General features: G+C 73.5%; 16 protein-coding genes and 2 pseudogenes. 6 read left to right on the top strand and 12 right to left on the bottom strand.

The features are described from left to right. The first annotated feature begins 156 nt into the window (after nt 1-156). Together ABGB06_RS33870 and ABGB06_RS33875 are read left to right on the top strand one after the other, a co-directional pair. A complete protein-coding gene (locus ABGB06_RS33870) occupies nt 157-819 on the top strand; it encodes a GPP34 family phosphoprotein (protein WP_347597426.1) in 663 nt (220 codons plus the stop codon). A 357-nt stretch (nt 820-1176) separates the two neighbouring features. Beyond that, nucleotides 1177-2934, top strand: a complete 1758-nt coding sequence (locus ABGB06_RS33875) for a PQQ-binding-like beta-propeller repeat protein (protein ID WP_347597429.1) — start codon at nt 1177-1179, stop codon at nt 2932-2934. Here ABGB06_RS33875 and ABGB06_RS33880 read toward each other — a convergent pair. Further along, nucleotides 2852-3343 carry a hypothetical protein gene (locus ABGB06_RS33880; protein WP_347597432.1) on the bottom strand — a complete coding sequence of 164 codons (492 nt, stop codon included), beginning with the start codon at nt 3341-3343 and terminating at the stop codon, nt 2852-2854. The two genes, ABGB06_RS33875 and ABGB06_RS33880, sit on opposite strands and share 83 nt — an antisense overlap. 70 nt (nt 3344-3413) lie before the next feature. On the opposite strand from ABGB06_RS33880, the pseudogene ABGB06_RS33885 reads away from it, so the two are divergent. After that, a pseudogene (locus ABGB06_RS33885) lies at nt 3414-3767 on the top strand (ATP-binding cassette domain-containing protein); the annotation flags it as partial. 155 nt (nt 3768-3922) lie between these two features. Here the strand turns inward: ABGB06_RS33885 and ABGB06_RS33890 are convergent. After that, nucleotides 3923-5023, bottom strand: a pseudogene (locus ABGB06_RS33890) (pectate lyase); the annotation flags it as partial. Between the two features lie 449 nt (nt 5024-5472). On the opposite strand from ABGB06_RS33890, the gene alaS reads away from it, so the two are divergent. Continuing rightward, nucleotides 5473-8130 (top strand): alanine--tRNA ligase, encoded by a 2658-nt coding sequence (gene alaS, locus ABGB06_RS33895; protein WP_347597435.1) that lies wholly within the window; start codon nt 5473-5475, stop codon nt 8128-8130. A gap of 70 nt (nt 8131-8200) precedes the next feature. Here the strand turns inward: alaS and ABGB06_RS33900 are convergent, their stop codons facing one another. Genes ABGB06_RS33900 through ABGB06_RS33920 form a run of 5 tightly spaced genes read right to left on the bottom strand, consistent with a single transcriptional unit; the run spans nt 8201 to nt 12915 of the window. After that, entirely contained in the window at nt 8201-9241 is a 1041-nt protein-coding gene (locus tag ABGB06_RS33900) for a serine hydrolase domain-containing protein (protein ID WP_347597438.1), read from the bottom strand. Then, entirely contained in the window at nt 9234-10640 is a 1407-nt protein-coding gene (locus tag ABGB06_RS33905; protein ID WP_347597441.1) for an AMP-binding protein, read from the bottom strand. Before ABGB06_RS33905 ends, ABGB06_RS33900 begins: the two co-directional genes overlap by 8 nt. A gap of 5 nt (nt 10641-10645) precedes the next feature. Next, nucleotides 10646-11185 carry a phosphopantetheine-binding protein gene (locus tag ABGB06_RS33910; protein ID WP_347597444.1) on the bottom strand — a complete coding sequence of 180 codons (540 nt, stop codon included), beginning with the start codon at nt 11183-11185 and terminating at the stop codon, nt 10646-10648. Beyond that, on the bottom strand, nt 11182-12663 hold the full coding sequence (locus ABGB06_RS33915) for an AMP-binding protein (protein ID WP_347597447.1): 1482 nt from the start codon (nt 12661-12663) through the stop codon (nt 11182-11184). The genes ABGB06_RS33910 and ABGB06_RS33915 overlap by 4 nt, the downstream gene beginning before the upstream one ends. After that, nucleotides 12664-12915 (bottom strand): LuxR C-terminal-related transcriptional regulator, encoded by a 252-nt coding sequence (locus ABGB06_RS33920; protein ID WP_347597450.1) that lies wholly within the window; start codon nt 12913-12915, stop codon nt 12664-12666. Nucleotides 12916-13147: 232 nt separating this feature from the next. Between ABGB06_RS33920 and ABGB06_RS33925 the strand changes: the two genes are divergently transcribed. Then, the gene (locus tag ABGB06_RS33925) at nt 13148-14575 is read left to right on the top strand and encodes a condensation domain-containing protein (RefSeq protein ID WP_347597453.1); all 1428 of its coding nucleotides are present in this window, start codon (nt 13148-13150) and stop codon (nt 14573-14575) included. Between the two features lie 9 nt (nt 14576-14584). Here ABGB06_RS33925 and ABGB06_RS33930 read toward each other — a convergent pair whose 3' ends face one another. Together ABGB06_RS33930 and ABGB06_RS33935 are read right to left on the bottom strand one after the other, a co-directional pair. Further along, on the bottom strand, nt 14585-15772 hold the full coding sequence (locus ABGB06_RS33930) for a hypothetical protein (RefSeq protein WP_347597456.1): 1188 nt from the start codon (nt 15770-15772) through the stop codon (nt 14585-14587). Nucleotides 15773-15784: 12 nt separating this feature from the next. Then, a complete protein-coding gene (locus ABGB06_RS33935; RefSeq protein WP_347597459.1) occupies nt 15785-16579 on the bottom strand; it encodes a hypothetical protein in 795 nt (264 codons plus the stop codon). Nucleotides 16580-16607: 28 nt separating this feature from the next. On the opposite strand from ABGB06_RS33935, the gene ABGB06_RS33940 reads away from it, so the two are divergent. Further along, on the top strand, nt 16608-17864 hold the full coding sequence (locus tag ABGB06_RS33940; protein ID WP_347597462.1) for a glycosyltransferase: 1257 nt from the start codon (nt 16608-16610) through the stop codon (nt 17862-17864). On the opposite strand, the gene ABGB06_RS33945 is transcribed toward ABGB06_RS33940, so the two are convergent. Genes ABGB06_RS33945 through ABGB06_RS33955 form a run of 3 tightly spaced genes read right to left on the bottom strand, consistent with a single transcriptional unit; the run spans nt 17865 to nt 21263 of the window. Then, nucleotides 17865-19121 carry a DegT/DnrJ/EryC1/StrS family aminotransferase gene (locus ABGB06_RS33945; protein ID WP_347597465.1) on the bottom strand — a complete coding sequence of 419 codons (1257 nt, stop codon included), beginning with the start codon at nt 19119-19121 and terminating at the stop codon, nt 17865-17867. After that, on the bottom strand, nt 19105-20400 hold the full coding sequence (locus ABGB06_RS33950; RefSeq protein ID WP_347597468.1) for a Gfo/Idh/MocA family oxidoreductase: 1296 nt from the start codon (nt 20398-20400) through the stop codon (nt 19105-19107). The genes ABGB06_RS33945 and ABGB06_RS33950 overlap by 17 nt, the downstream gene beginning before the upstream one ends. Continuing rightward, on the bottom strand, nt 20397-21263 hold the full coding sequence (locus ABGB06_RS33955) for a Stf0 family sulfotransferase (RefSeq protein ID WP_347597471.1): 867 nt from the start codon (nt 21261-21263) through the stop codon (nt 20397-20399). Before ABGB06_RS33955 ends, ABGB06_RS33950 begins: the two co-directional genes overlap by 4 nt. Between the last annotated feature and the right edge of the window lie 19 nt (nt 21264-21282).

Genomic DNA, 21282 nt, shown 5'->3' on the forward strand with positions numbered 1-21282 from the left:
CCGGACCGAACCTCCGGGGTGACCGCGCGCGTCTGACCAGGCGACAGTTGACCAGCCGACCAGCAGGCCAGCAGGCCAGCAGACCAGCAGACCAGCAGGCCAGCAGGCAGTAGGCAGTAGGCAGTAGCGAACACGAGGCGTAGCGGAGGACCCGGCATGGCCGTCACGTTGGCCGAGGAGATCATGCTGCTGTCCCTGGACGACGAGTCGGGGGCGAAGGAGCAGCGGGACGCGGCGGGCTGGGCCGTCGCGGGCGGGATCCTGCTGGAGCTGGTCCTCGCCGGGCGGGTGTCCGTCGAGGGCAGGAACCTCGCCCTGGCGGACGCGACGCCCACCGGTGAGCCGTTGCTCGACCTCCGGCTCGCCCTGCTCGAGTCCTGGCTGGGCGGCCACGAGAAGCGCCGCGTGAAGGACTGGTTGACAAAGGACCGCTCCCCCGCCGTCGACGCGGCGGTGGAGCGGCTGTGCGAGCGCGGCGTGGTGGTCGAGCGGCGGCAGAAGTGGCTCGGTCTGTTCCCGGTGCGCCGCTACCCCGAGGCCGACGGCGCGGCGGAGGCGGAGCTGCGGCAGCGGCTCCGGGACGCCGTCCTGGACGGCGCCGACCCCGACGAACGGACCGCGGGACTCGTCGCGCTGGTTCACGCCGCCAAGCTGCACGGGCTGGCGTTCCCCGGCGTTCCCCGTAAGCGGGTGGCCGACCGGATGGCCGCGATCGCCGCCGGGCAGTGGGCGGGCGAGAGCGTGCGCGCCGCGATCCGCGACATGGAGGCGGTGATCGTGGCGGTGACCATGACCACCGTCATCACGGCCACCACCTGACGGCGCGCCCGCCGGGGCGCCTGATCCCGGTCGGCCGGACCGGCGACGGTCTCGCACATGTTCTCCTCTTCTCCGCGGACCCGAGAGCGGGGCGACGGCAGGAGCCGGACGCCCCGGAACTCCCCCTGCTCGCCGACGCCGCGTCCGCGCTGCTGACCCACCGGGAGTCGCCCGGCGCGCGGTGAAAGCGCGAGGAAAGCGGCGTCACCATCCTTGGCGTACAGGAGGGGCACCACGGCTGCCGGAGTTGACGGGCGCGCGATCCGTGGCTGACAGCGCGGGCGCGCGCCGATCAGCGACGCCCGCGGTTCGGACGCCGGGTTCGTCACCCAGCCCAGGCCCGAGGACACACGACCGGTGCGGGACGTCCTGATCGGTCAGCAGCAGGAGCGGGAGAAGAACGCCATGTCAGTTACGCCAGGCGGCTACCAGCCACAGCCCGGACAGCCCCCGCCACCCGGGCAGCCGCCGCAGCAGCCGTACCCGCAGGCCCAGGCATACCCGCAGGCCCAGCCCTATCCCGGGCAGCCGCCGCAGCAGCAGCAGCCGCCGCAGCCGTACGCGGCACCGCCGAACGCCGCGTCGCCGAACGGGCAGCAGCCGGGGCAGCCGTATCCCGGGCAGCAGCCGGGGCCGTATCCCGGGCCGTATCCGGGACCGCAGCAACCGGGTCCGCCGGCCGGCGGACGGCGGCGCGGGGGCCGGTCCCCCATGGTGGCCGTGCTCGTCGTGGTGCTGGTGCTGGCGCTGGCCGGGGGCGCCTGGTTCGTGTTCGGCCCCGGCGAGGACGAGGACGAGGGCGGCGGGCGGTCCACAGGAGCCGATCCCAACACTCCCGGCGGGCAGATGTGGGCGGTCAACGAGGACGGCGCGGAGGACGGCGACCGACCCACCGGCTTCTGGCCGGTCGGCGACACCGTCGTCAAGGCCACCGGGAACGTGTTCACCGCCTACGCCGTGGCCGACGGCTCCGAGGCCTGGTCGCTCGAAGTGGAGGGCACGGCCGTCTGCGTGCCGGCCACCACCACCGAGGACGGCCTGATCGTCATCGGGCACGGGGAGCACAACTGCGGCCAGAACATCACCCAGATCGATCTGACCACCGGCGAGACCGGATGGAGCCGGCCGCTGGAGCCGGAGGAGAACCCGCTCAGCTTCCACATCGCGATCGCGGGGTCCTCCTACGCCGTCCAGACGCTCGGCGGCTGGAACCTGCACCGCGTCGAGGACGGCGAACCGATCTCGACCGCGGCGGCCATGTACGACGCGCTGGGCCAGTCCGTCAACGACACGGACTACGCCCGGGAGCAGCAACTCACCACCGGCCAGGAGGTCTGCGCCGTGGACGCGCTGGCGGGCGGCGAACTGCTGATCCGGCGGCGCACCTGCGCCACGGTCACCGACCCCGCCACGGGGGCGGTGTCGGCGCCCTTCTCCCGGCTGGAGAACATCGACCCGGCCACCGGCGACACGCTGTGGAGCCTCGACCTGCCGGAGGGGCGCTGGCTGTCGAAGATCAACAGCGTCTCGCCCCTGATCGTCACCCTGCGCGACCAGGAGTTCGGCGGGGAGCTCGAACTGGCCTTCATCGACGAGGCCGGGCAGATCACCGGCCAGGTGCCCATCGAGAACATCGGCCTCGGGGCGGACGACACCGCCGCCTACAGCGAGCAGGCGTGCCGTGGGGACACCGTCGTGTACAGCCCGGTGGACGACTGCGAAAGCATGGCCGTGCACGGCGACCGGCTCTACGCCTCCCCGTCGACGATCTTCAGCGATCCCATCGTGACCGCGCTGAACGCCACCACGGGAGAGGTCGAGTGGTCCTACGAGGCCACGGACTTCTCCGCGCAGGTTGTGCTGGACGCGGACGAGGACGGCGTGATCGTCCATCAGGCCGGCTTCGACGGTGAATCATCGGGGCAGATCGCGCGCATCTCCCCCGACGGGCAGCAGGTCGAGCCGCTCTTCAGGACCGACGACCTCTACCTGGCGGGGAACAGCTTCGTGGACTTCCGCGACGGCCGGCTCGTCACCAGCCCGCCGGACTACTCCCTGGACGAGGATCTCGCGGCTTACGGCCCAGACGGCGGCGGCGGCAACACGCCGAAGTAGCCGGCCACGGCGGAACCGCCGGCCCGCGGTCGTTGGCCACCGCCAGGTGGACGGGGCACTCCAGCCGGTCGAGGCAGCCGGACACCCCGGCAAACGCCGCCTTCATCGCGGCGAAGGCCGTGCGGTCGGCGAGCAGCGACCTGTCGGCCAGCCGGGCCAGGGCCTCGGCGGTGCCCGGCCGTTCCGCCACGGCCGCGGCGGCGTCCGGAGTGAAGGGCGCCACGAGTACGGACACCGCCCGCAGCACCGCCCGTTCCTCGTCGGTGAGGAGCCGGTAGCTCCAGTCGATGGCGGCGTGCAGCGCGTCGGGGAGCGCGCCGCGGGTGCTCAGCTGCCGGGCCACCGTGGGCAACGGGGTGGTGGCCACCCGGGGCGCGACCAGCTCGATGGCCAGCGCAATCCGGTCCACGGCCCGGCACACGGCGTCGACCTCGGACGCGGTGACGGCGTCCGCGGCCCGCGGCGAGACGCGGGCCAGCCGGCCCGCCGAGCCTTCCGGTGGCCAGCAGCAACGAGTGGCGCTGGCCGGGCGTTGGTGACGCGGCCCGACGTGGTCTTCGCGGACGAGCCCACCGGGGCCCTGGACCTGGCCTCCCGCCGGGACGTGCTGGCCCTGCTGCGGGAGGTCGTCGACGTGACGGGGCAGACGGTGGTGATGGTCACCCACGACCCGGCCGCCGGCCGCCGCGGACCGGGTGCTGTTCCTGGCCGACGGCACGGTCGTGGACGCCCTGGACTCCCCCGGCGAGGCACGGGTGGCCGAGCGGATGAACGGGCTGGCGGACCTGCCGCCGCCCGCCGCGCCGCGGACGCAACCCCGTCGGGGGCGGTGACGGCGCCGGCGGTTCGCCGCGACGCCGGAGTACCGCCGCAGCGCTGGTGGCACTGCGGCGGTACTGTCGCCGAACTCCGACCGGTGACGCTCGCCTTCGTCAGTCGGTGGGTCCGGCCGCTTCCGGCGGCGACGGCCGTCGCCGCCGCGGGCCTAGCAGCTGCCGTCCGACTCCGCCAGGCCGGTGCCGGCACCCGCCGTCCTGGCGACGATGGCGGGCACGCAGTCGGCCGCGTCGAGGTCGTAGGCGTAGGGGATGGAGACCGAGGTGTTGGACTGCGGGTCGGGTCCCGCGGGGTTGGTCTCCTCGTCCGGCTCGGACCAGGTCACGTTGTCGAACGTGTTGCCGCTGACCTGCCAGTACCCGGCCTCGTCGGTGTAGAAGGTGCCGAGTACGTCGTGGGCGTCCTGGAAGTAGTTGTTGTCCACCTTGGCGCGGGCCCCGGCCCGGGAGTTGATGCCGGACTCGTGGATGTCCACGTAGTGGTTGTTGTAGACGTGGGCGATGCCGCCGCGCAGCAGGGGCGTGCGGGAGTCGATGTTCTCGTACAGGTTGTGGTGGTACGTGACGTACCCGTTCGAGGTGTCGCTCTCGCTGGACCCGACGAGCCCGCCCCGGCCGGAGTTGCGCAGGATGCTGTAGGACAGGGTCACGTACTGCGTGTTGTTCTTCATGTCGAAGAGGCCGTCGAAGCCCTCGTCCTCGCCGCCCGACGCCTCCAGGGTGGTGTGGTCCACCCAGACGTTGCGGACGTCGCTCTCCATGCCGATGGCGTCTCCGCCGTTGGACGTCGGGGAGCCCGACTTCTTGACGTTCCGGATGGTCACGTTCTGGATGATGATGTTGCTGGCCTCGCGGATGTGGATGCCCAGCTGGTCGAAGACGGCCCCGCCGCCGACCCCGACGATGGTGACGTTGCTGATCTGCTTGAGCTCGATCACGTCGTCGGCGGTGTTGCAGCTGTCGCCGTCGACGTCGCTGGTGTTGCCGTGGTTGATGGTGCCCTCGACCTCGATGATGATGGGCGTGTCGCTGCTGGCCCGGCCGCACAGCGCCTCGTGGATCTCGGTGCCCGTGGAGGCCCGGACGGTCTCGCCGCCCGCGCCGCCGGTGGTCCCGCCGTTCTGGGAGGCGTAGCCGGTCGCGGTGCCGGCCACGGCCGACGCCTGGGACGTCGTCAGCACCGCACAGGTCGCGGCCGCGATGGCCATCGCGGTCGCCACCACGGGGAGTCGCCGTGCGACTGATCGTTTCATCCTGGTCTCCTCCTGCGCCGTCGAGTGTGGGGGGTGCTGCTCCGCGGGGTCGTGGTCCCGGCCGGCCGTCGAGGCTGCCGAGTGCCTGTGGTGGGGCGACCACACGGAAGCGTCCTGGCGTGAGCGCCTGGTGGGCGCGGCTGAGACCGTGATCGCGCGGCGGTGCCGGTGGGCAGTGCGAGGCGAAGCGGCTCCGGGCGCCCGGTGGTCCCGTCCGGCCAGGCGCCTGGAACGGAAGCGTAGAGGCGGGAAAGAGCACTATTCAGCGCACCGCTTGGACATTACCGAACCACCGCTTCCGCACCCTCCGTGGCGCCCCGGCGGGCGGCCCGGCGGCGGCGGGCGTCGGCTCCCCGGCCTCCCCCCGCAGGCCGGTAGTGTATGAGGGGGTCACGTGGCGACGCTGCGTGGCCTCCTGACGGTTGCGGTCACACGACGAGGACGCGAGCATGCGCACGCACGAACTGAGCCAGCGCTTCCAGAACTTCTTTGCGGCCAGGGGGCACAAGGTGGTTCCCAGCGCCTCGCTGATCTTCGACGACCCCAACCTGCTCTTCGTCAATGCCGGAATGGTCCCGTTCAAGCCGTACTTCCTGGGTGACGTGACGCCGCCCGACAAGCGGGTCACCAGCGTTCAGAAATGCGTCAGGACCGGCGACATCGACGAAGTGGGCAAGGCGACGCGCTACAACACCTTCTTCCAGATGGCGGGGAACTTCTCCTTCGCCGACTACTTCAGGGAAGAGGCCATTTCCTGGGCCTGGGAGCTGATCACCACCGCGCAGTCGGACGGCGGCCTGGGCCTCGACCCCGCCCGGCTGTGGGTCACGGTGTACCAGGACGACGAGGAGGCCGTGCGCTTGTGGCGCGGCATCGCCGGACTGCCCGAGAGCCGCATCCAGCGGCTGGGGAAGGCGGACAACTTCTGGTCGATGGGCGTTCCGGGACCGTGCGGCCCGTGTTCGGAGATCTTCTACGACCGGGGCCCCGAGTTCGGTCCTGACGGCGGTCCGGCCGTCGACACCGAGCGGTTCCTGGAGATCTGGAACCTGGTCTTCATGGAGAGCGAGCGCGGCGAGGGAACGGACAAGGAGAACTTCCCGATCCTCGGCCCGCTGCCGGCGAAGAACATCGACACCGGCATGGGCCTGGAACGGACCTCGATCGTGCTCCAGGACGTCGCGAACGTCTACGAGACCGACCTGCTGCGACCGGTCATCGACCGGACCGAGGACCTCAGCGGTCAGAAGTACGGTGCGAAGCACCAGACGGACGTGCTCTTCCGCGTCATCGCCGACCACGCGCGCAGCGGCGTCATGCTCGTCAACGACGGCGTCACGCCGGGGAACGAGGGCCGCGGCTACGTGCTCCGCCGGCTGCTGCGCCGCATCGTGCGCTCCACCCGGCTGCTGGGCGTCGACGAGCCGATCCTGCGGGAGTTCGCGACCGTGGTCCTCGACATGATGGCGCCCTCCTACCCGGAGCTGGTCGCGGACTTCGAGCGCATCGCGACCGTCATGGAGAACGAGGAGACGGCGTTCCTCACCACGCTGGCCAGCGGCCTGAAGATCTTCGACCTGGCGGTCAGGGAGACCTCCTCCGCCGGCGGGTCCGTGCTCCCGGGCGCCAAGGCGTTCCAACTCCACGACACCTACGGCTTCCCCATCGACCTGACGCTGGAGATGGCGGCCGAGAAGAACCTGACGGTCGACGAGGACGGGTTCCGTCAGCTGATGGCCGAGCAGCGGGCGCGCGCGAAGGCCGACGCCGCCGCGCGCAAGACCGGCCACGCCGACGGCGCGGTGTACAAGCCGCTGCTCGACCTGGGCGCCACGGAGTTCACCGGGTACCAGGAGTTGGAGAGCGAGGCGACCGTCCGCGGCGTGGTCCGCGAGGGCACCCGCGTCGCCAGCGCGGAGCCAGGTGACGTCGTCAACGTCGTGCTGGACCGCACGCCGCTGTACGCCGAGTCCGGCGGGCAGGCCAGCGACGCCGGGACGATGCTGGGCGACGGCCTCGAACTCGAGGTGCTGGACGTCCAGAAGGTGCACCGGAAGCTGTGGGTCCACCAGGTCCGGGTGCGGTCGGGCGAGCTCCGCGAGGGCGACCACGTGCTGGCGAGGGTCGACCCGGAGTGGCGCACCGGCGCCCGGCAGGCCCATTCGGGCACCCACGTGGTGCACGCCGCGCTACGGCAGGTCCTCGGCCCCAACGCGCTGCAGCGGGGCTCGTTCAACAAGCCCGGCTACCTGCGGCTCGACTTCGCCTGGCAGCAGGGTCTCTCCGAGGCGACGCGCAGCGAGATCGAGGAGGTCGCCAACCTGGCGGTGCGCAGGGACCTGCCCGTCAGCGTCGCGCACATGACCATGGCCGAGGCCAGGGACCTCGGCGCGCTCGCCCTGTTCGGCGAGACCTACGACGAGACCGTCCGCGTGGTGGAGATCGGCGGCGCCTGGTCCCGGGAGCTGTGCGGCGGCACGCATGTGGCGCACTCCTCGCAGATCGGCCCGGTGGCGCTCGTCGGGGAGTCCTCCGTGGGGTCGGGGCAGCGGCGCGTCGAGGCGTACGTGGGCATCGAGTCGTTCCGCTATCTCGCCCGGGAGCGCACGCTCGTCCGGGACATCTCCGAGGTGCTGAAGGTGCCGGGCGAGGAGATCCCGGCCAAGATCGAGAGCCTGCTGGAGCGGCTGCGGTCGGCCGAGAAGGAGCTGGAGCAGCTACGCCAGGCCGAGCTCCGGGCGTCCGCCGCCGCGCTGGCGGGCAGGGCGGAGAGCCTGGGTGGCGTCTCGGCGGTGGTCTCCACCGACCACGACGTGCCGGGCGGCACACTGCGGACGATGGCCTCGCAGGTCCGCGACCGGCTGGGGCAGGCGCCCGGGGTGGTCGCGCTGTTCTCGGTGGTGGACGGGGGCAAGGTCGCCGTCTGCGTCGCCACCACGGCCGCCGGCCGGTCTGCAGGGCTGGCGGCCAACCGCCTGCTGGCCGAGGCGCTGCCGCACGTGGAGGGCCGGGGCGGCGGCAGTCCCGAGCTCGCCCAGGGCGCCGGTAAGGCGTCGGCCGGCATCCCCCAGGCCGCCGCGGCGCTGCGCCGCGCGCTGGCCGGCTGACGCGAGCCGGTCCCGACCGGCAATCCCGACCGGCATCGTGGCCGGCATCCTGGTCCGCGCCCTGGAACCGTCAGGGAAACGCCTCGATGCCGGCCAGCCGGTACGCCGCGGCGACGATCCGCCGCCGGCGCAGCAGCACGGGCGTGCTGAGCCGCATCAGGTTGGACGCGTAGGTCATGACGACGCCGTTGGTGTGGTCGGCGAAGCCGAAGGTGCCCGTCGCGGCGTCGACGCCGACGGCGGGGAAGGCGAACCGGGCGCCCACCCAGCCGGACCCGGTGTAGGCGCCGGCCGAGTAGCCCCAGCCCTGCCCGCCCGCGTCCCAGGCCGTCATGCCGGTGCCGAGTTCGTCGGAGAGCTGGGCGAGGGCGCGGGCGAGGGACCCCGGGACGTGCGGCCGGTGCGGGCACAGCACGTACGAGTAGAACGCGGCGAGTTGCGCGACGTCCCCCCACATTCCGGTGCCGGCCCATGCCGCGTCCAGCACTCGGGGGTCGCTGATCCAGTCCAGCGGCCGGGGATCGTCGCTTCTGGCGTCCAGGACGCCGACGGGCGGCGGGGGCGTCCCGTGGTGCGCCGGCGGACCGAAGCCGATGCGCAGCCCGAGCGGCCCCAGCACCAGGTCGTGGACGGCCGTCACCCGGTCCGTCCCCGTGAGCTTCTCGATGACGAGCCCGACCAGGTACCAGGACGTGAACATCCCGTAGCGCGGGACGGTGCGCGCGGCCGTGTCGACGGGCGAGCCGGCGATCCAGGCGCGGATCCTCGCCTCGTCCCAGCCGCGCGGGATCGGCTCCCGGGTGATGCCGGTCCGGTGGGTGAGGAGATCGAGCAGGGTGATCTCCCGCTTTCCCGGTCGGTCCAGCTCCGGGACGTAGGCGTGGACGGGATCGCCGAGGCTCGTCTCCGGCCGCTCCTGGACGAGCCGGAGGAGCGCGGCGGCCACGATCGGCTTCGCGGCGCACATGTAGGGGAAGCGGACGGGTTCGGCGGCGCCGACGGTGAGGTGGGCGACGACGCCGCCGGGCGCGCGCAGCGACACCGCCTCGACCGCCCCGTCCGGCGCCCGCTCCCCCAACCGCAGGGCCGCCCAGAGCTCCTCGTCATCCATGACCGGCTCCTCGTTCCGCGCCCCCGGTGAGCCCGGCCCCGGCGGTGAGGGCGACGAGCCGCGGGTAGTCGATCTTCCGTGCCGGCGTCAACGGGAGCTCCGGCAGGGCGGCGACCCGCACCGCGGGTGCGGGGATCCCGAGTTCGCGGCACATCGGGCCGAGCCGCCGCCGCGTTCCGGTCGGGTCGCCGGCGCAGTAGACGACGATGCCGGCGGCGTCCGGAACGGCGGCGACCGGCCGGGCTGCGGTGCCGAGCGCCTGCTCGACCTCGTCGAGACTGACCCGCCGCCCGGCGATCTTGGCGATGCGCCGGACGCGGCCGGTGAGGGTGAGGAAGCCGTCGGCGGAGAGCGATCCGAGGTCGCCGGTGCGCAACAGCCCGCTGAGCCGGTCGCCCCTGGCCAGGTCCGCGCGGTCCGCGGCGTAGCCCAGCATGACGTTCGGCCCCTGGTAGAGGACCTCGCCGTCGGGCGCCAGGGACAGGCGGCCACCGGGGACGGCCCGGCCGACGGTACCGACGCGGTCGGGGTGGGCGCGGGCGTCGAGGACGGAGATCCGCGCGGTGGCCTCCGTCTGCCCGTACATCAGGAACAGCCGGGCCTCGTGTCGTTCCGCGGTGGTGCGGAGCGCGTCGCGGAGGTCGGGCGCCAGGAAGCCGCCCGCCTGGGTGAGCGAGCGCAGTTCCGTGGGCCAGCGCGCGGTCAGGGACCGCAGCAGCGCCTGGTAGGTCAGCGGCACGCCGGCGACGGAGGTCACCCCGGTGCCGTGCAGGACGCGCAGGAACTCGCGACCGGAGGAGGGCGCGGTGGTCAGCGTGACGCTGCCGCCGGCGCGCAGGTGGCTGTTCAGCACCGACAGGCCGTAGCAGTAGTGGAGCGGCAGCGAGGTGATCGCGCGGTCGTGCCGGGTGATGCCGAGGGCCGCGACGATGCTGTCGGCGTTGCTGAGAAGGTTGTGCGCGGACAGCGTCACCGCCTTGGGGCAGCCGGTGGAACCGGAGGTGAGCAGCAGCAGCCGGGCGTCGTCGTGGATCGGCGGACCGGCGTCGGGAGCGATCCGCCGGAAGAGGTCGCCGTCCGGCCGGTAGCCCGCGGTGGGTGGCGCGGGGGGACGCACCAGGAGTTCGGGGCGATACGCCGTCACGAGCCTGTCGACGGCGGCCGGCGTCAGCCGGGGGTCGGCGCACAGCACGGCGTGCCCGGTGTCGAGGCAGGAGAGGTAGCACAGCACGGTGTCGACGTCGGCGCGGGCGAACAGCACCACCAGGCTCCTGGTGCCCAGGCCGGAGAGCAGCCGGCGCCAGCCCGCCGAGCGGCGGTCGAGGTCGCGGTAGGTCAGGCCGCTCCCGTCCGGATGGACCAGCGCGGTGTCGTCACGGGCTCCGTCGGCCAGCCACATGGTGGTCAGGCGTCCCGGCCCGAGCGGGAGCTGACGGCGTGGGCCAGCGCGCGGACGCTTCCCGCGTCGACGGCCTCCTCCAGCGGCAGTTCGACGCCCAGCGACTCCTGGACGAGGGTGACCAGCTGGATGACGCTCATCGAGTCGGCGCCGAGGTCCAGGAAGTCGTCGTCCAGCCCGACCCGGGAGGCGTCGGGGACGCCGACGGACTCGGCGACCATGGCGCACAGCGTGCGCTCCAGCTCCGAGTGGGGCGGCACGAAGCGGGTGATCCGGGTCGCCGGCAGCGTCGGCAGGGTGGCGGCGAACGCGTCCGGGTCCGCGGGCAGAGCGTCGACGAGCGCGACGAGCGCGGGGCCGTCCTCGGCCAGCAGCGACCAGAGGTGCTCGCGGATCTCGATCACGCTGGTGAACCGCACGGGCACGACGGCGAGCGCCCAGGCGTCGTCGTGTCGGAAGGCGAGGGCCTCGCGCACGTCGGGGTGGGTGAGCGCGGACTCCCGGACGCGTTGGTCGGCCGCGGTGGTCTGGTGGGGTCCCGTCATGGCGCGGTGTCCTCCTGAGCGTGGTTCGTGACTCTCCAGCGGTGCAGCTTGCCGGCGTCCGTCCGGGGCAGTTCGGCGACGAAGGCGATGGTGCGGGGCCGTTGGGCGGGCGAGAGCGCCGCGCGGCAGTGTCGGGCCACGTCCGCGGGCGTGAGGCCGGAGCCCGGGGCCGGCACGACGTGCGCGTGCGGCACGCTGCCGAGGTCGGCGTGCGGGTGGGCGACGACCGCCACGTCGCGCACGCCGGGCAGTTCCAGGACGACGCGCTCGATCTCGGCGGGATACACGTTGCTGCCGCCGACCGTCATCATGTCGGCGCGGCGGCCGACGAGGTGCAGGTAGCCGTCCTCGTCGAGGCGGCCCTGGTCGCCCACCGACAGGAAGCCGTCCACGGTGTGCCGCAGCCCGGGTGCCGCGCCGGCGAGGGCACGGCTCCGCCGCGAGCCCCGCCGCATGAAGACGGTGCCGACCCGGCCCGGGGGCAGCACCGCGCCGTCGTCGTCCAGGATTCGCAGCTGGGTGAGGAAGCCCTTCCCGACGGTGCCGGGTCGACTGAGCCATTCGTCGCCGCGGGCCAGGGTCATGCCGATCTGCTCGGTGGCGCCGTACATCTCGAAGACCCGCTCGGGACCGAGCAGGTCGAGCCAGGCGCGTTTGGTCGCGACGTCACAGGGCGCCGCGGTGTGCAGCAGGCCGCGCAGCCGGGCCAGGTCGCCGCGGCGCGGCGCCGCCTCGAGCATCCGCCGCATGTGGGACGGGGTGACCTGCAGCCATTCGACGCCGTGTTCGGCGATGGTGGCCACCGCGCGGTCCGGGGAGAAGACGCCCTGCACCACGAGCGTGTGCCGGTCGGCGAGGCCCGCCACCGCGCTCAGGAACGGCGCGGAGTGCGACAGCGGCCCGAGGACGATCTGGCGCGTCCGCTCGCGCCAGCCGGTCCTGCGCAGCAGCAGGCGCAGACCGGTGAGGGAACCGTCGCCGAAGCTGCCCGCGGAGAGCCGGGGGCGACCGCTGGTGCCGCCACCGGCGAGGAGGTAGTCCACGTCGGCGTCCGCCGCGGGCGCGGACGGAGGACCGGCCACCCGCTCCGGCGCGCCGTCCGGGTCCCGCGGCATGCGGTAGGCGGTGCCGTGGGCGTCCGCCACCAGGTCCATGAGCCGCGCCAGTTCGGGCGCCGGAGTGGCCGCGCCGACCGGGAACACGGGCAGTTCGGCGCTGAGCGCGGCTACCAGCCGCAGCACGCCCTCCAGGGTGTTCGACACCGGAACGACGAGCGCCGGCCGCGCGGCCGGCGAGCCGCCGGTGAGGCGGCGGCGTAGCGACGCCGCCCAGGACGCGCTCGTCTCGGCGAGTTCGGACCAGCTCAGGACGCGCGTGGCGCGCCGCCGGGACTCGATGACCGCCGCCGCGCGGGGCGTCTCGGCCGCGGCGCGGGCCAGGCTGTCGCGCAGCACGGGGGCGGTGGACGAGGCGGCCATTCAGCCTTCCCTGATGTACTCGGGGGAGAATCGCGGCGGCCAGCTGCGGGCGGGGAAGAATCCGAGGGAGTAGGCCCTGGACACCAGTTGCGGCCGATTGACGACTCGCAGTTCACGCAGCATCTGCCCGATGCGGTAGTCGACGGCCTGCCTGCTCAGGTGGAGTTGCGCGCCTATCTGCACGCTGGACAGACCCGCCGCGACCGCCTGCAGGATCATGGCGTCGAGGCGCGGCAGGTATCTGGTATTCACATGACCTCCATTCATCGTGGCGAAGTCAACTCATGGGGCGAGAGCAGAGGATGAGAACGGTCACCGACGCGGTGACGGCGCGAGGACAATCATCGGCGAATACCGTAACCGTCGCGCGGCGGCTGGGCATGTCCCGGATTCCGGGTACAGCCGTTCCGTTGACGCCGTGTGGGCGTCACGGAAACATGGCACCGGGTAACGAATCGGCCTGACTCGGTGGGAGGTTCTTCTGGTGACGTGGAAAAGACCTCATGTCTCGCCCGCGCCGACCGGGGACAGGTATTCCGTATCACGGTTCCAGGAGCGCCAGGTCCTCTTCGAAAGGCAGGAGCGGTGCGCCGGGCGGCATCGCCTCGACAATCTCTATCTGGCCTACCGAATAACCGGCCCGCTGGAATTGACGGCGCTTCGACGCGCGGTGGAGTTCCTGGTGCGGCGGCACGAACCGCTGCGGACCTGTTTTCCGCCCGACGAGGTGCGGCCGCCCGTGGCGCGCGTCCGTCCGGCGGGGGACGCGCTGGACGTCCTGCCGCCGCTGGACACCGCGGACGTCGCGGACACGGCGGACACGGCGGACACCGCGGACACGGCGGACGTCGAGGAGGCGGCGCTGTCCGCGCTGCGCGGCTGCGTGGAGACGCCGTTCGACATCCAGTCAGGACCGCTGTTCCGCGCCTTCGTGCTGCGGCTGCGCCGTGCCGAACACCTCCTGGTGCTCTGCCTGGACCACGTGGTCAGCGACGGCATCGCGTCCCTGCGCCTGCTGCACGACGAGTTGGCCCGCTGCTACGCGGCCTACGCCGGTGGGGCGGAGCCCGACCTGCCGCCGCTGCCCTTCCGGTACAGCGACTTCGCGGTCGCGCACCGCTCCTGGCTCACGCCGGCGCTGCGCGACGAGATCCTCGACCACTGGCGGCCGCGGCTGCCCCCCGACGTGGCGGAGCCCGAACTGCGACTGCCCCCGCTCGCCCCGGGCAGCGAACGGTCGCTGGGGCGCGGCGCGGTCGCACGGCTGGCCCTGGGCCCGGATCTGGCCCGGGCGTTGCCCGAGATCCGCGGACGGCACCGGGCCACCTCGTTCATGGTCTTCAGCACCGCGCTGCTGGCCGCCCAGCGCGCCTGGTCGGGCGAGGAGCGGGTGGGCGCGCTGTTTCCCGTCGATCTCCGCGCCGGCTACGGCGCGCAGGCGCTGATCGGCCGCTTCTCCAACCTGTCGGTGCTGTGGCTGCCGGTGTCCAGGGACCGGGCGCTGGGGGACCTGCTCCTGGAGGTGAGGTCCCGCACGCACCAGGCCATGCGGTTCTCGGACATGCCCTTCGGCGAGATCGTCCGCGAGCTCTATCCGAGCTGGTACGGCTCGATCGACACCCCGCCCTACGTGTTCTTCCAGGTGCGCGGCGCCGCCCCGGCTCCCTGGCGGGCGGGGGCGGTGGTGGCCCGGCCGGTGCGGCTGCCCGCCACGGAGGGCAGCCAGCTGCACCCGGGCGTCAAGGTGCAGGTGCACACCGACACGGCGGAGCTGACCTGCCAGTACGGCGCGACGGCGTACGCGCCCGAGGTGGTGGACGGCCTGCTCGGCCTGATGGCGGACGCCGTGCGCCTGCTGCACGAGCGGCCCGAGGCGTCCATGGCCGACCTCGCCGCCCGGCTGCGGAGTTGATCATTGGAATCACGGGCTCCCCAGCGCCGCGCGCAGCGCGGCCAGGTCGACTCGCCGGCTGCGCAGCAGACCCGTCATGAACTCCTCGGGGCTGCCGCCGAAGTCCGCGCCGGTCATACGCAGTCCGAGCCGGCGGGCCAGGGCGACGTTCTCGTTGCGGTGCACCTCGGCCACCACCGCGCGCACGCTCTCGGCCGCCGCCACCCGTGGGCGCAGGAAGCCCGACCAGTAGGCGTGGGAATGGCGTGCCACCTCCTCGACGACGGCTCCGGAGCCCTCGGGTTCGGCGCAGGCGAGCTGCGCGAGGCGCCGCATGACGTGCCCCCTGCCCTTGTTGGCGGGGACGAGGCCGGCGCCGGCGAGCAGCGTCATCGTCCGCACCAGGTCGACGAGGCGGTGGTGGCCCACCAGGGCGTACGGCATCGGTCCGATGAGCGAGAAGTAGGAGTCGGCCTCGTTGGCCGCCCACACGATCCGCTCGAAGCCGAACCCGACGTCGATGATGCTGCGCACCGCGAGCCGGTCGTTCGTCGCCCGCAGCAGGATCGCCTCGCCGAGTTCGAAGCCGAAGTACGTCACGTTGACGGTCCGGAAGGCCAGCTCGCCGCGGCGCCTGAGGTCCGGCTCCACGGTGAGGGCGAGGCCGTCGGCGTCGAGGCCGAGCGCGAGCAGCGCCGCGGTCCAGGCCCGCAGGTGGGCGAGGTAGTCGGCCATGTCGCCGTTGGCCTGTTCGGTGCAGAGGTTGACGAAGGAGCTGGAGATGCCCTCCTTCCTGCCCACCCGGGCCAGCGTGCGGACCCGCACGCAGGGCTGGGCGAGCAGGTAGCGTCCCTCCTTCACCTGGGCTCCCCGGTGCAGCTCGTCGTCGAACAGCTGCACGCCCGCGACCACGAAGAACGTGTCCCGCGCGGCCGACAGCAGGTTCTCCAGCACCGTCCTGCGGAAGCCGGTGGCCTCGAACACCCCGGTCATCACGCCGAGGACCTCCGCCGCCGGCCGGTGCCGCACCCCGGCCCGGCGGCCGACGAAGCGGTACCACTCCCCGCAGCCGGACCGGGGGTCTCCGCAGCCCTCGGCCCGGTTCCGGGTGAAGTAGGTCCGGCGGCAGCCCGAACAGCTGCCGGTCGTCCAGCCCAGGTCCCGCAGGCCCGCGGAGAGTTCTCCGTCGAAGGCCGCCGTCGCGCCCGGGTCGTCCATCTCGCTGCCTCCTCAGGCTCGGCTGTGTGTGGTGCGCCGCGCGCGTTCCAGCGCGGTCCTCATCGCGGCGACGGTGGCGAAGCGGTCGCCGGGCTCCCGCGCCGTCGCCCGCCGGGCCACGGCGGCCAGCGCGGCGGCCGGTTCCGGCGGGGCCGTCGTCCCGCCGGACGCCAGGACCGTCCGGAGCAGCGCGCCGAGGCCGAACACGTCGCTGGCGACCGTCGGTTCGCCGCCGGCGCGCACCTCGGGCGCCCACGTCTCGTGGTGGAAGGCGACGGTGCCGCTCAGCCGCGGGCCGGCCGCCGCGCGGTCGGCGACCGCGTGTCCGAGGTCGCTCAGCTTCGGCCGCGGCGCCGCGCCCGTGCCGGCGATCCGCACCACGCCCGGGTGCGGACCGCCGTGCACGACGCCGTGGTGGTGCGCGGCGGTGAGCGCGTCGGCCAGCGCGAGCACCACCTCGATCGCCTGGTCGGGGTGGAGCCGGCCCTCGGCCGTCCAGGCCAGCAGGCTGCGTCCGGCCACCCGTTCCTGGACCTTCCACACCCGCGATCCCGACATCGTGCCGAAGTCGAGGACGGCGACCAGGGCCGGATGCCGGAGGGCGGCGACCGCGGACAGGATCCCGAGCAGCCGCTCGCGGAACGCGGCGTCCGCGGTCAGGTCCTGATGGAACAGCTGGGCGACGACCGGCGCGGAGGTCCGCGCGTCGACCGCCCGGTACGTGTCGCACCAGGTGCCGGTGCCGAGCCGGGCGCCCAACCGGTAGCGACCGCTCTCAGCGACGAGTTCGACCACGTGGTCAGCCATTGTGGACGCCTTTCCGAGGAGGAGATCCATGGACGGCACGGCAGGTCCGCGCCCCGAGCCGGATGACCGGCTGCGCGTCGCGATCGTGTGCCCGCCGGACCTGAGCCAGGGCCGCGGCGCGGAGAACGTGCTGGCGGGTGTGCTGCCCTCGCTGGCGGCGCGCGCCGAGGTGCTGGTGCTCTCGCTGGGTGAGCCCGGCGCGGAGTTCAGCGCCATCGCGGAGGGATGCCGGGTCGCCGTGGTGCCCCTCGACTACCGCACGCGCGGCTGGTTCGTCCGCGACGCGGACGCCGTCGCCGCGCGCGTGGCGCGGGAGGCACGCGGATGGCGAGCCGACCTCGTGGTGCTCTACTGGGAGATCTGGGACCTGGTCCGGGCCCTCGCCACCCGGCTGGGGGCGGCCGGTGTGCCGTTCGCGGCCATGCTGCACGCGATGCCCTTCGCCTACGCCCCGCCGCGGCCCACGTCGTTCCGGCGCGACGCCGTGGCCCGCGTGCTGCGCGACCGCGACCCGCTCGGCGCGGTCTTCACGCTGCGCCGCCTGGGCGCGGCGGTGCGCACGCTGCGCACGGTGCCGCTGATCGCGGCCAACGAGACGGTCGGCCACTATCTGCGAACCTACTTCCCGGGGCTGGTCTTCGCCGAGGCCAGTCCGGGCAGCGCCGTCTCGGTCCCGACGGCACCGCGCCACGGCCCTCCCGAACCCGAGTACGACTGCGTCTTCATGGGGAAGCTGATCCCCGGCAAGGGCGTCTTCCAGCTGCCCGGCATCCTCGAACGGATCGCGCGGCACCGGCCCGGGTCGCGGCTGCTGGTGCTGGGCACGTTCGCCGGCCGGGCCGACGAACGCCGCTTCCACGCGCTGCTGCGGCGACACGGCGTGGCCGACCGGGTGGACCTGGCCGGCTGGGTGCGCGGCGAGGACAAGTACCGGCTCCTGGCGACCGGGAGGGTCTTCGTCTATCCGTCCTACGCCGGGGACACGTTCGCCATCGCGCTGCTGGAGGCGCTGGCGTGTGGCGTGCCCGCCGTCACCTACGACGTGCCCTTCGCGCGCGCCACCTATCGCACGCCGGCGGTCCGCCGGGTGCCGGTCCACGCCCCGGCGGCGCTGGCCGACGCGGCGCTCGCGATGCTGGACTCGGAGGGATACCCGGACCTTTCGGCCGAGGCGTTGCGGTTCGCCGCGCGGTACTCCTCGTGGCACGCTGTCGCCGAGGGTCAACTGGCCTCCTTCCACCGGATCCTGAGCCGCCACGGCGTGGCGGGGCGAACGGCGCGGTGATCACAGCAGGTGCCGCGCCACCTTGTGGACGGCCGTGACCACGTCCTCCGCGTCCCGGTCGGTCATCACCGGACTGACGGCGACGATGACGGAACGCCCGAAGAGGTCCTCGCTGACCGGGCACAGGCCCGGGTGGTAGCGCCGGGTCGTGGGATGCCGGGGGCACGCGAACGGGCAGCCGTCCGACCAGGCGGTTCGCTGTTCCAGGACCGCCGGGTTGAGGTAGACCGGCGCACCGCCGTACATCTGGCCGGCCGGGATGCCCTCGCCGGCGAGGGCCGCGGCGAACCGGGCGGCGGTCTTGGCGTCCTCCGTGAAGAAGATCAGACTGCCGCCCTCCCCCGTCGGATCGGGCAGGCGCCGCCAGGTCAGCGGCAGGTCGCCCAACGCGTCGCGGATCGCGCGCGCCACCTCCCGGCACCGGGACACGATGCCGTCCAGCCGGTCGAGTTGCGCGGACAGCACCGCGGCGGCCAGTTCGGTCATGCGCTGGTTGGTGCCGATGAACGGGGCCCCCGAGTGGTGGCTGCGGGATCCGGTGCTGGTGGTGAACTGGCCGCCCTGGTCGTGGAAGCGCAGCGCGCGGTCGTACACGTCCCAGTCGGACGTGAGCAGCGCGCCTCCCTCGCCGCAGGTGATGTTCTTGCCCTGTTGGAAGCTGAGGGCCGCGGCGTCCCCGAAGCTGCCTGCGGGGCGCCCGTGGAAGCGCACGCCGGCCGCCTGTGCCGCGTCCTCCAGGACGAACAGGCCGTGGCGGGTGGCGACCCGGCCGATGCCCGTCATGTCCGCGGCGACGTTGTCCAGGTGGACCGGGATGACGGCCCGGGTCAGCTCGGTGACGTTGGCGGCGACGGATGCGGGGTCGAGCGTCAGGGAGTCGTCCACCTCGGCGAAGACGGGCACGGCGCGGGCCATCACCACGGCGCCCACCGTCGCGACGAAGGTGACCGCGGGAACGATCACCTCGTCCCCCTCGCCCACCCCGAGTGCGGTGAGCGCCGTGGACAGGGCCGTGCTGCCCGAACTGAGGGCGAGCGCGTGGCGGGTGCCGCACCGCCGGCGGAGCTCGTCCTCGACCGCGGTCACCCGACCGCCGGCGGTGGGTCCGTAACGGAACAGCGCGCCGTCGCCGAGGACGCCGGTCGCCCGCCGGATCTCCTCGGCACCCAGCAGCTCCGCCCCGCGGCCGCGCGGGTAGGGGACCTGCCGCACCGGGGTCCCCCCGTCGATGGCGAGCCGGTCAGGCATCGCGGTCATCCTCCGTCTCCTCTCCCGTACTTGCCGTGCTTGCCGTGCTTGCCGTGCTTGCCGTGCCTGCCGCACTTGCCGTGCTTTCGGTGGCTCCCGTGCTTCCCGTGCTTCCCGTGCTTCCCGTGCCTGCCGCACTTGCCGTGCTTTCGGTGGCTCCCGTGCTTGCCGTGCTTCCCGTGCTTTCGGTGATTCCCGTGGGCCCCACGGGCCTCGGCCGGGGGCAGGTGCTCGCCACGTCCTGGTGCGTCCCGTGCTCGGCCGACTCCAGAACGGACAGCAGGACGTCCAGCACGTGACGGGCCAGCCGGCCGTCGGCGCGGGGGCGGTCGCCCAGGCGGGCGGCGAGGGCGAGATCGGCGAGCCCGATGCCCCGCCCGGCCGGGAAGCGCGGGCCCTCCGCCTCCCGCCACTGCGTCCAGCCGGCCTGGCGGAGCAGGACCCGTCCCTCGTAGCCGTCGGGGTCCGGGAGGCTCAACGAGCCCTCGGTGCCGTAGATCTCGATCCGCGGCAGCCGCGCGGCCCACACGTCGAAGCTGGTGATCAGCGAGCAGACGACGCCGTTCGCGAACTCGAGGTTCGCCGTGACGTGGGTGGGGACCGACACCGGGACCGTGCTGCCGCGGGCCGGCCCCGCCATCACGAGGCGCCGGTCCTGGCCGCTGGTGGCGGCGCCGGACACCCGGACGACGGGCCCGAGCAGGCTCACCAGGGCGGTGACGTAGTAGGGCCCCATGTCCAACAGCGGGCCCGCGCCCTGTTCGTAGAGGAACCCGGGGTCCGGGTGGCGCAGCTCCGGGCCCGCGGAGGTGAAACAGGCGACGGCGCCCACCGGCCTGCCGATGGCGTTCTGGTCCAGCATGCGCCGCGCCGTCTGCAGCGGCGGCCCGAGGAAGGTGTCGGGAGAGCAGCCGACCTCGACGCCGGCCTGCCGGGCGAGGCGGAGCACCGAGGCGGCCTCCTCCCGGTCCGTGGCGAGCGGCTTCTCGGCGTACACCGACTTGCCGGCGCGGATCGCGGCCATGCTCACCTCCGCGTGCCGCGCCGGCGGGGTGAGGTTGACGATCACGTCGACGTCGGGCCGGGCGAGCAGGGAGTCGACGTCGGGGCTGACCGGGACCGAGAACTGTTCCCCGCGCGCCGCGGCGCGCGCGGGGTCGACGTCGGCGCACGCCACGATCCGCAGCCCCGGGAAGCGTTCCGGGGCGGTCAGGTAGGCGGGGCTGATGCGGCCGCAGCCGACCACGCCCACCCCCGTCGTGCCGCTCGGGTGTCTCGCCGCCGTCATCGCGTTTCCCCCTCCACGGTGGCGGCGTCGCCGAGCAACCGGCGCGCCGTGGGGAGCCAGGGGTCGCCGCCGGCGGCCGACTGGCGGGCCACCCGGGGGCGCGGCGGCCGTGCGGTGGCGGGCCAGTCCAGCCCGGCGTGCGCCAGCACCCGGCGCAGACACCCGTCGAAGTCGGCGACCAGGTCCTCGTACCACAGCCGCAGCGGTTCGACGCCGCGGCTGGCGAAGAGCCGCCGCCACGCCTCCTCCTGTTCCAGCACCTCGGTGTGCAGCCGCCGGACGAGGTCCGGATCGAAGGCGGCGGCATCCGGTGGCGCGTCGGGCCGTTCCGCCGCGCCGACCGCCCAGGTACCGCTGGTCACCGCGCGGGCGTGGGAGACCGCCTGCGCCACCGTGTCCCGGCGGCTCAGCCACACGTAGGTCGGCTCGGGGAAAACGGCCGGCAGCAGGTCGGCGGCGTCGAGCGCCCGGTAGGCGTCGAGCTCGCGGACCCGGTCGCGCAGGTGCTCCACGTGTCCCCACATCAGCTTGACGGAGAACAGCCCGTTGGCCGAGGTGCCCTCCCGTCTCATGCCGGCCAGGAACGCCTCGTAGTCCCGGGCCCCCCAGAGGGCGGACCACTCCTTCTCGTCCCAGGGGATGAGGTACTCGCTGGGATAGCCGGCCACCGACGTCTGGGCCAGGGCGGTGCACAGCATCCAACTGCCCGCCCGGGGATTCGTGCAGACGAGCAGCGACCTGACCGGCTCCACGGACCTCTGACGACCCGTCAGCTGTCGTGCCCGGCAGCGACGAATCTCCAGCCGCGGGCTGTAGCGGCCCGGATCCTCGCCCGCGAACCGGGTGCCGACCGTCGTGTCCATGTCCGCGTCCATGTCCGCG

Source organism: Streptomyces sp. B6B3, from assembly GCF_039871525.1.
In the GTDB taxonomy this organism is placed as follows: domain Bacteria; phylum Actinomycetota; class Actinomycetes; order Streptomycetales; family Streptomycetaceae; genus Streptomyces.

Coding starts and splice junctions, on each gene's coding strand:
- ABGB06_RS33870 (WP_347597426.1), top strand. CDS start 157: ATGGCCGTCACGTTGGCCGAGGAGATCATGCTGCTGTCCCTGGACGAC.
- alaS (WP_347597435.1), top strand. CDS start 5,473: ATGCGCACGCACGAACTGAGCCAGCGCTTCCAGAACTTCTTTGCGGCC.
- ABGB06_RS33900 (WP_347597438.1), bottom strand. CDS start 9,241: ATGGATGACGAGGAGCTCTGGGCGGCCCTGCGGTTGGGGGAGCGGGCG.
- ABGB06_RS33905 (WP_347597441.1), bottom strand. CDS start 10,640: ATGTGGCTGGCCGACGGAGCCCGTGACGACACCGCGCTGGTCCATCCG.
- ABGB06_RS33910 (WP_347597444.1), bottom strand. CDS start 11,185: ATGACGGGACCCCACCAGACCACCGCGGCCGACCAACGCGTCCGGGAG.
- ABGB06_RS33915 (WP_347597447.1), bottom strand. CDS start 12,663: ATGGCCGCCTCGTCCACCGCCCCCGTGCTGCGCGACAGCCTGGCCCGC.
- ABGB06_RS33930 (WP_347597456.1), bottom strand. CDS start 15,772: ATGGACGACCCGGGCGCGACGGCGGCCTTCGACGGAGAACTCTCCGCG.
- ABGB06_RS33935 (WP_347597459.1), bottom strand. CDS start 16,579: ATGGCTGACCACGTGGTCGAACTCGTCGCTGAGAGCGGTCGCTACCGG.
- ABGB06_RS33940 (WP_347597462.1), top strand. CDS start 16,608: ATGGACGGCACGGCAGGTCCGCGCCCCGAGCCGGATGACCGGCTGCGC.
- ABGB06_RS33945 (WP_347597465.1), bottom strand. CDS start 19,121: ATGACCGCGATGCCTGACCGGCTCGCCATCGACGGGGGGACCCCGGTG.
- ABGB06_RS33950 (WP_347597468.1), bottom strand. CDS start 20,400: ATGACGGCGGCGAGACACCCGAGCGGCACGACGGGGGTGGGCGTGGTC.
- ABGB06_RS33955 (WP_347597471.1), bottom strand. CDS start 21,263: ATGGACACGACGGTCGGCACCCGGTTCGCGGGCGAGGATCCGGGCCGC.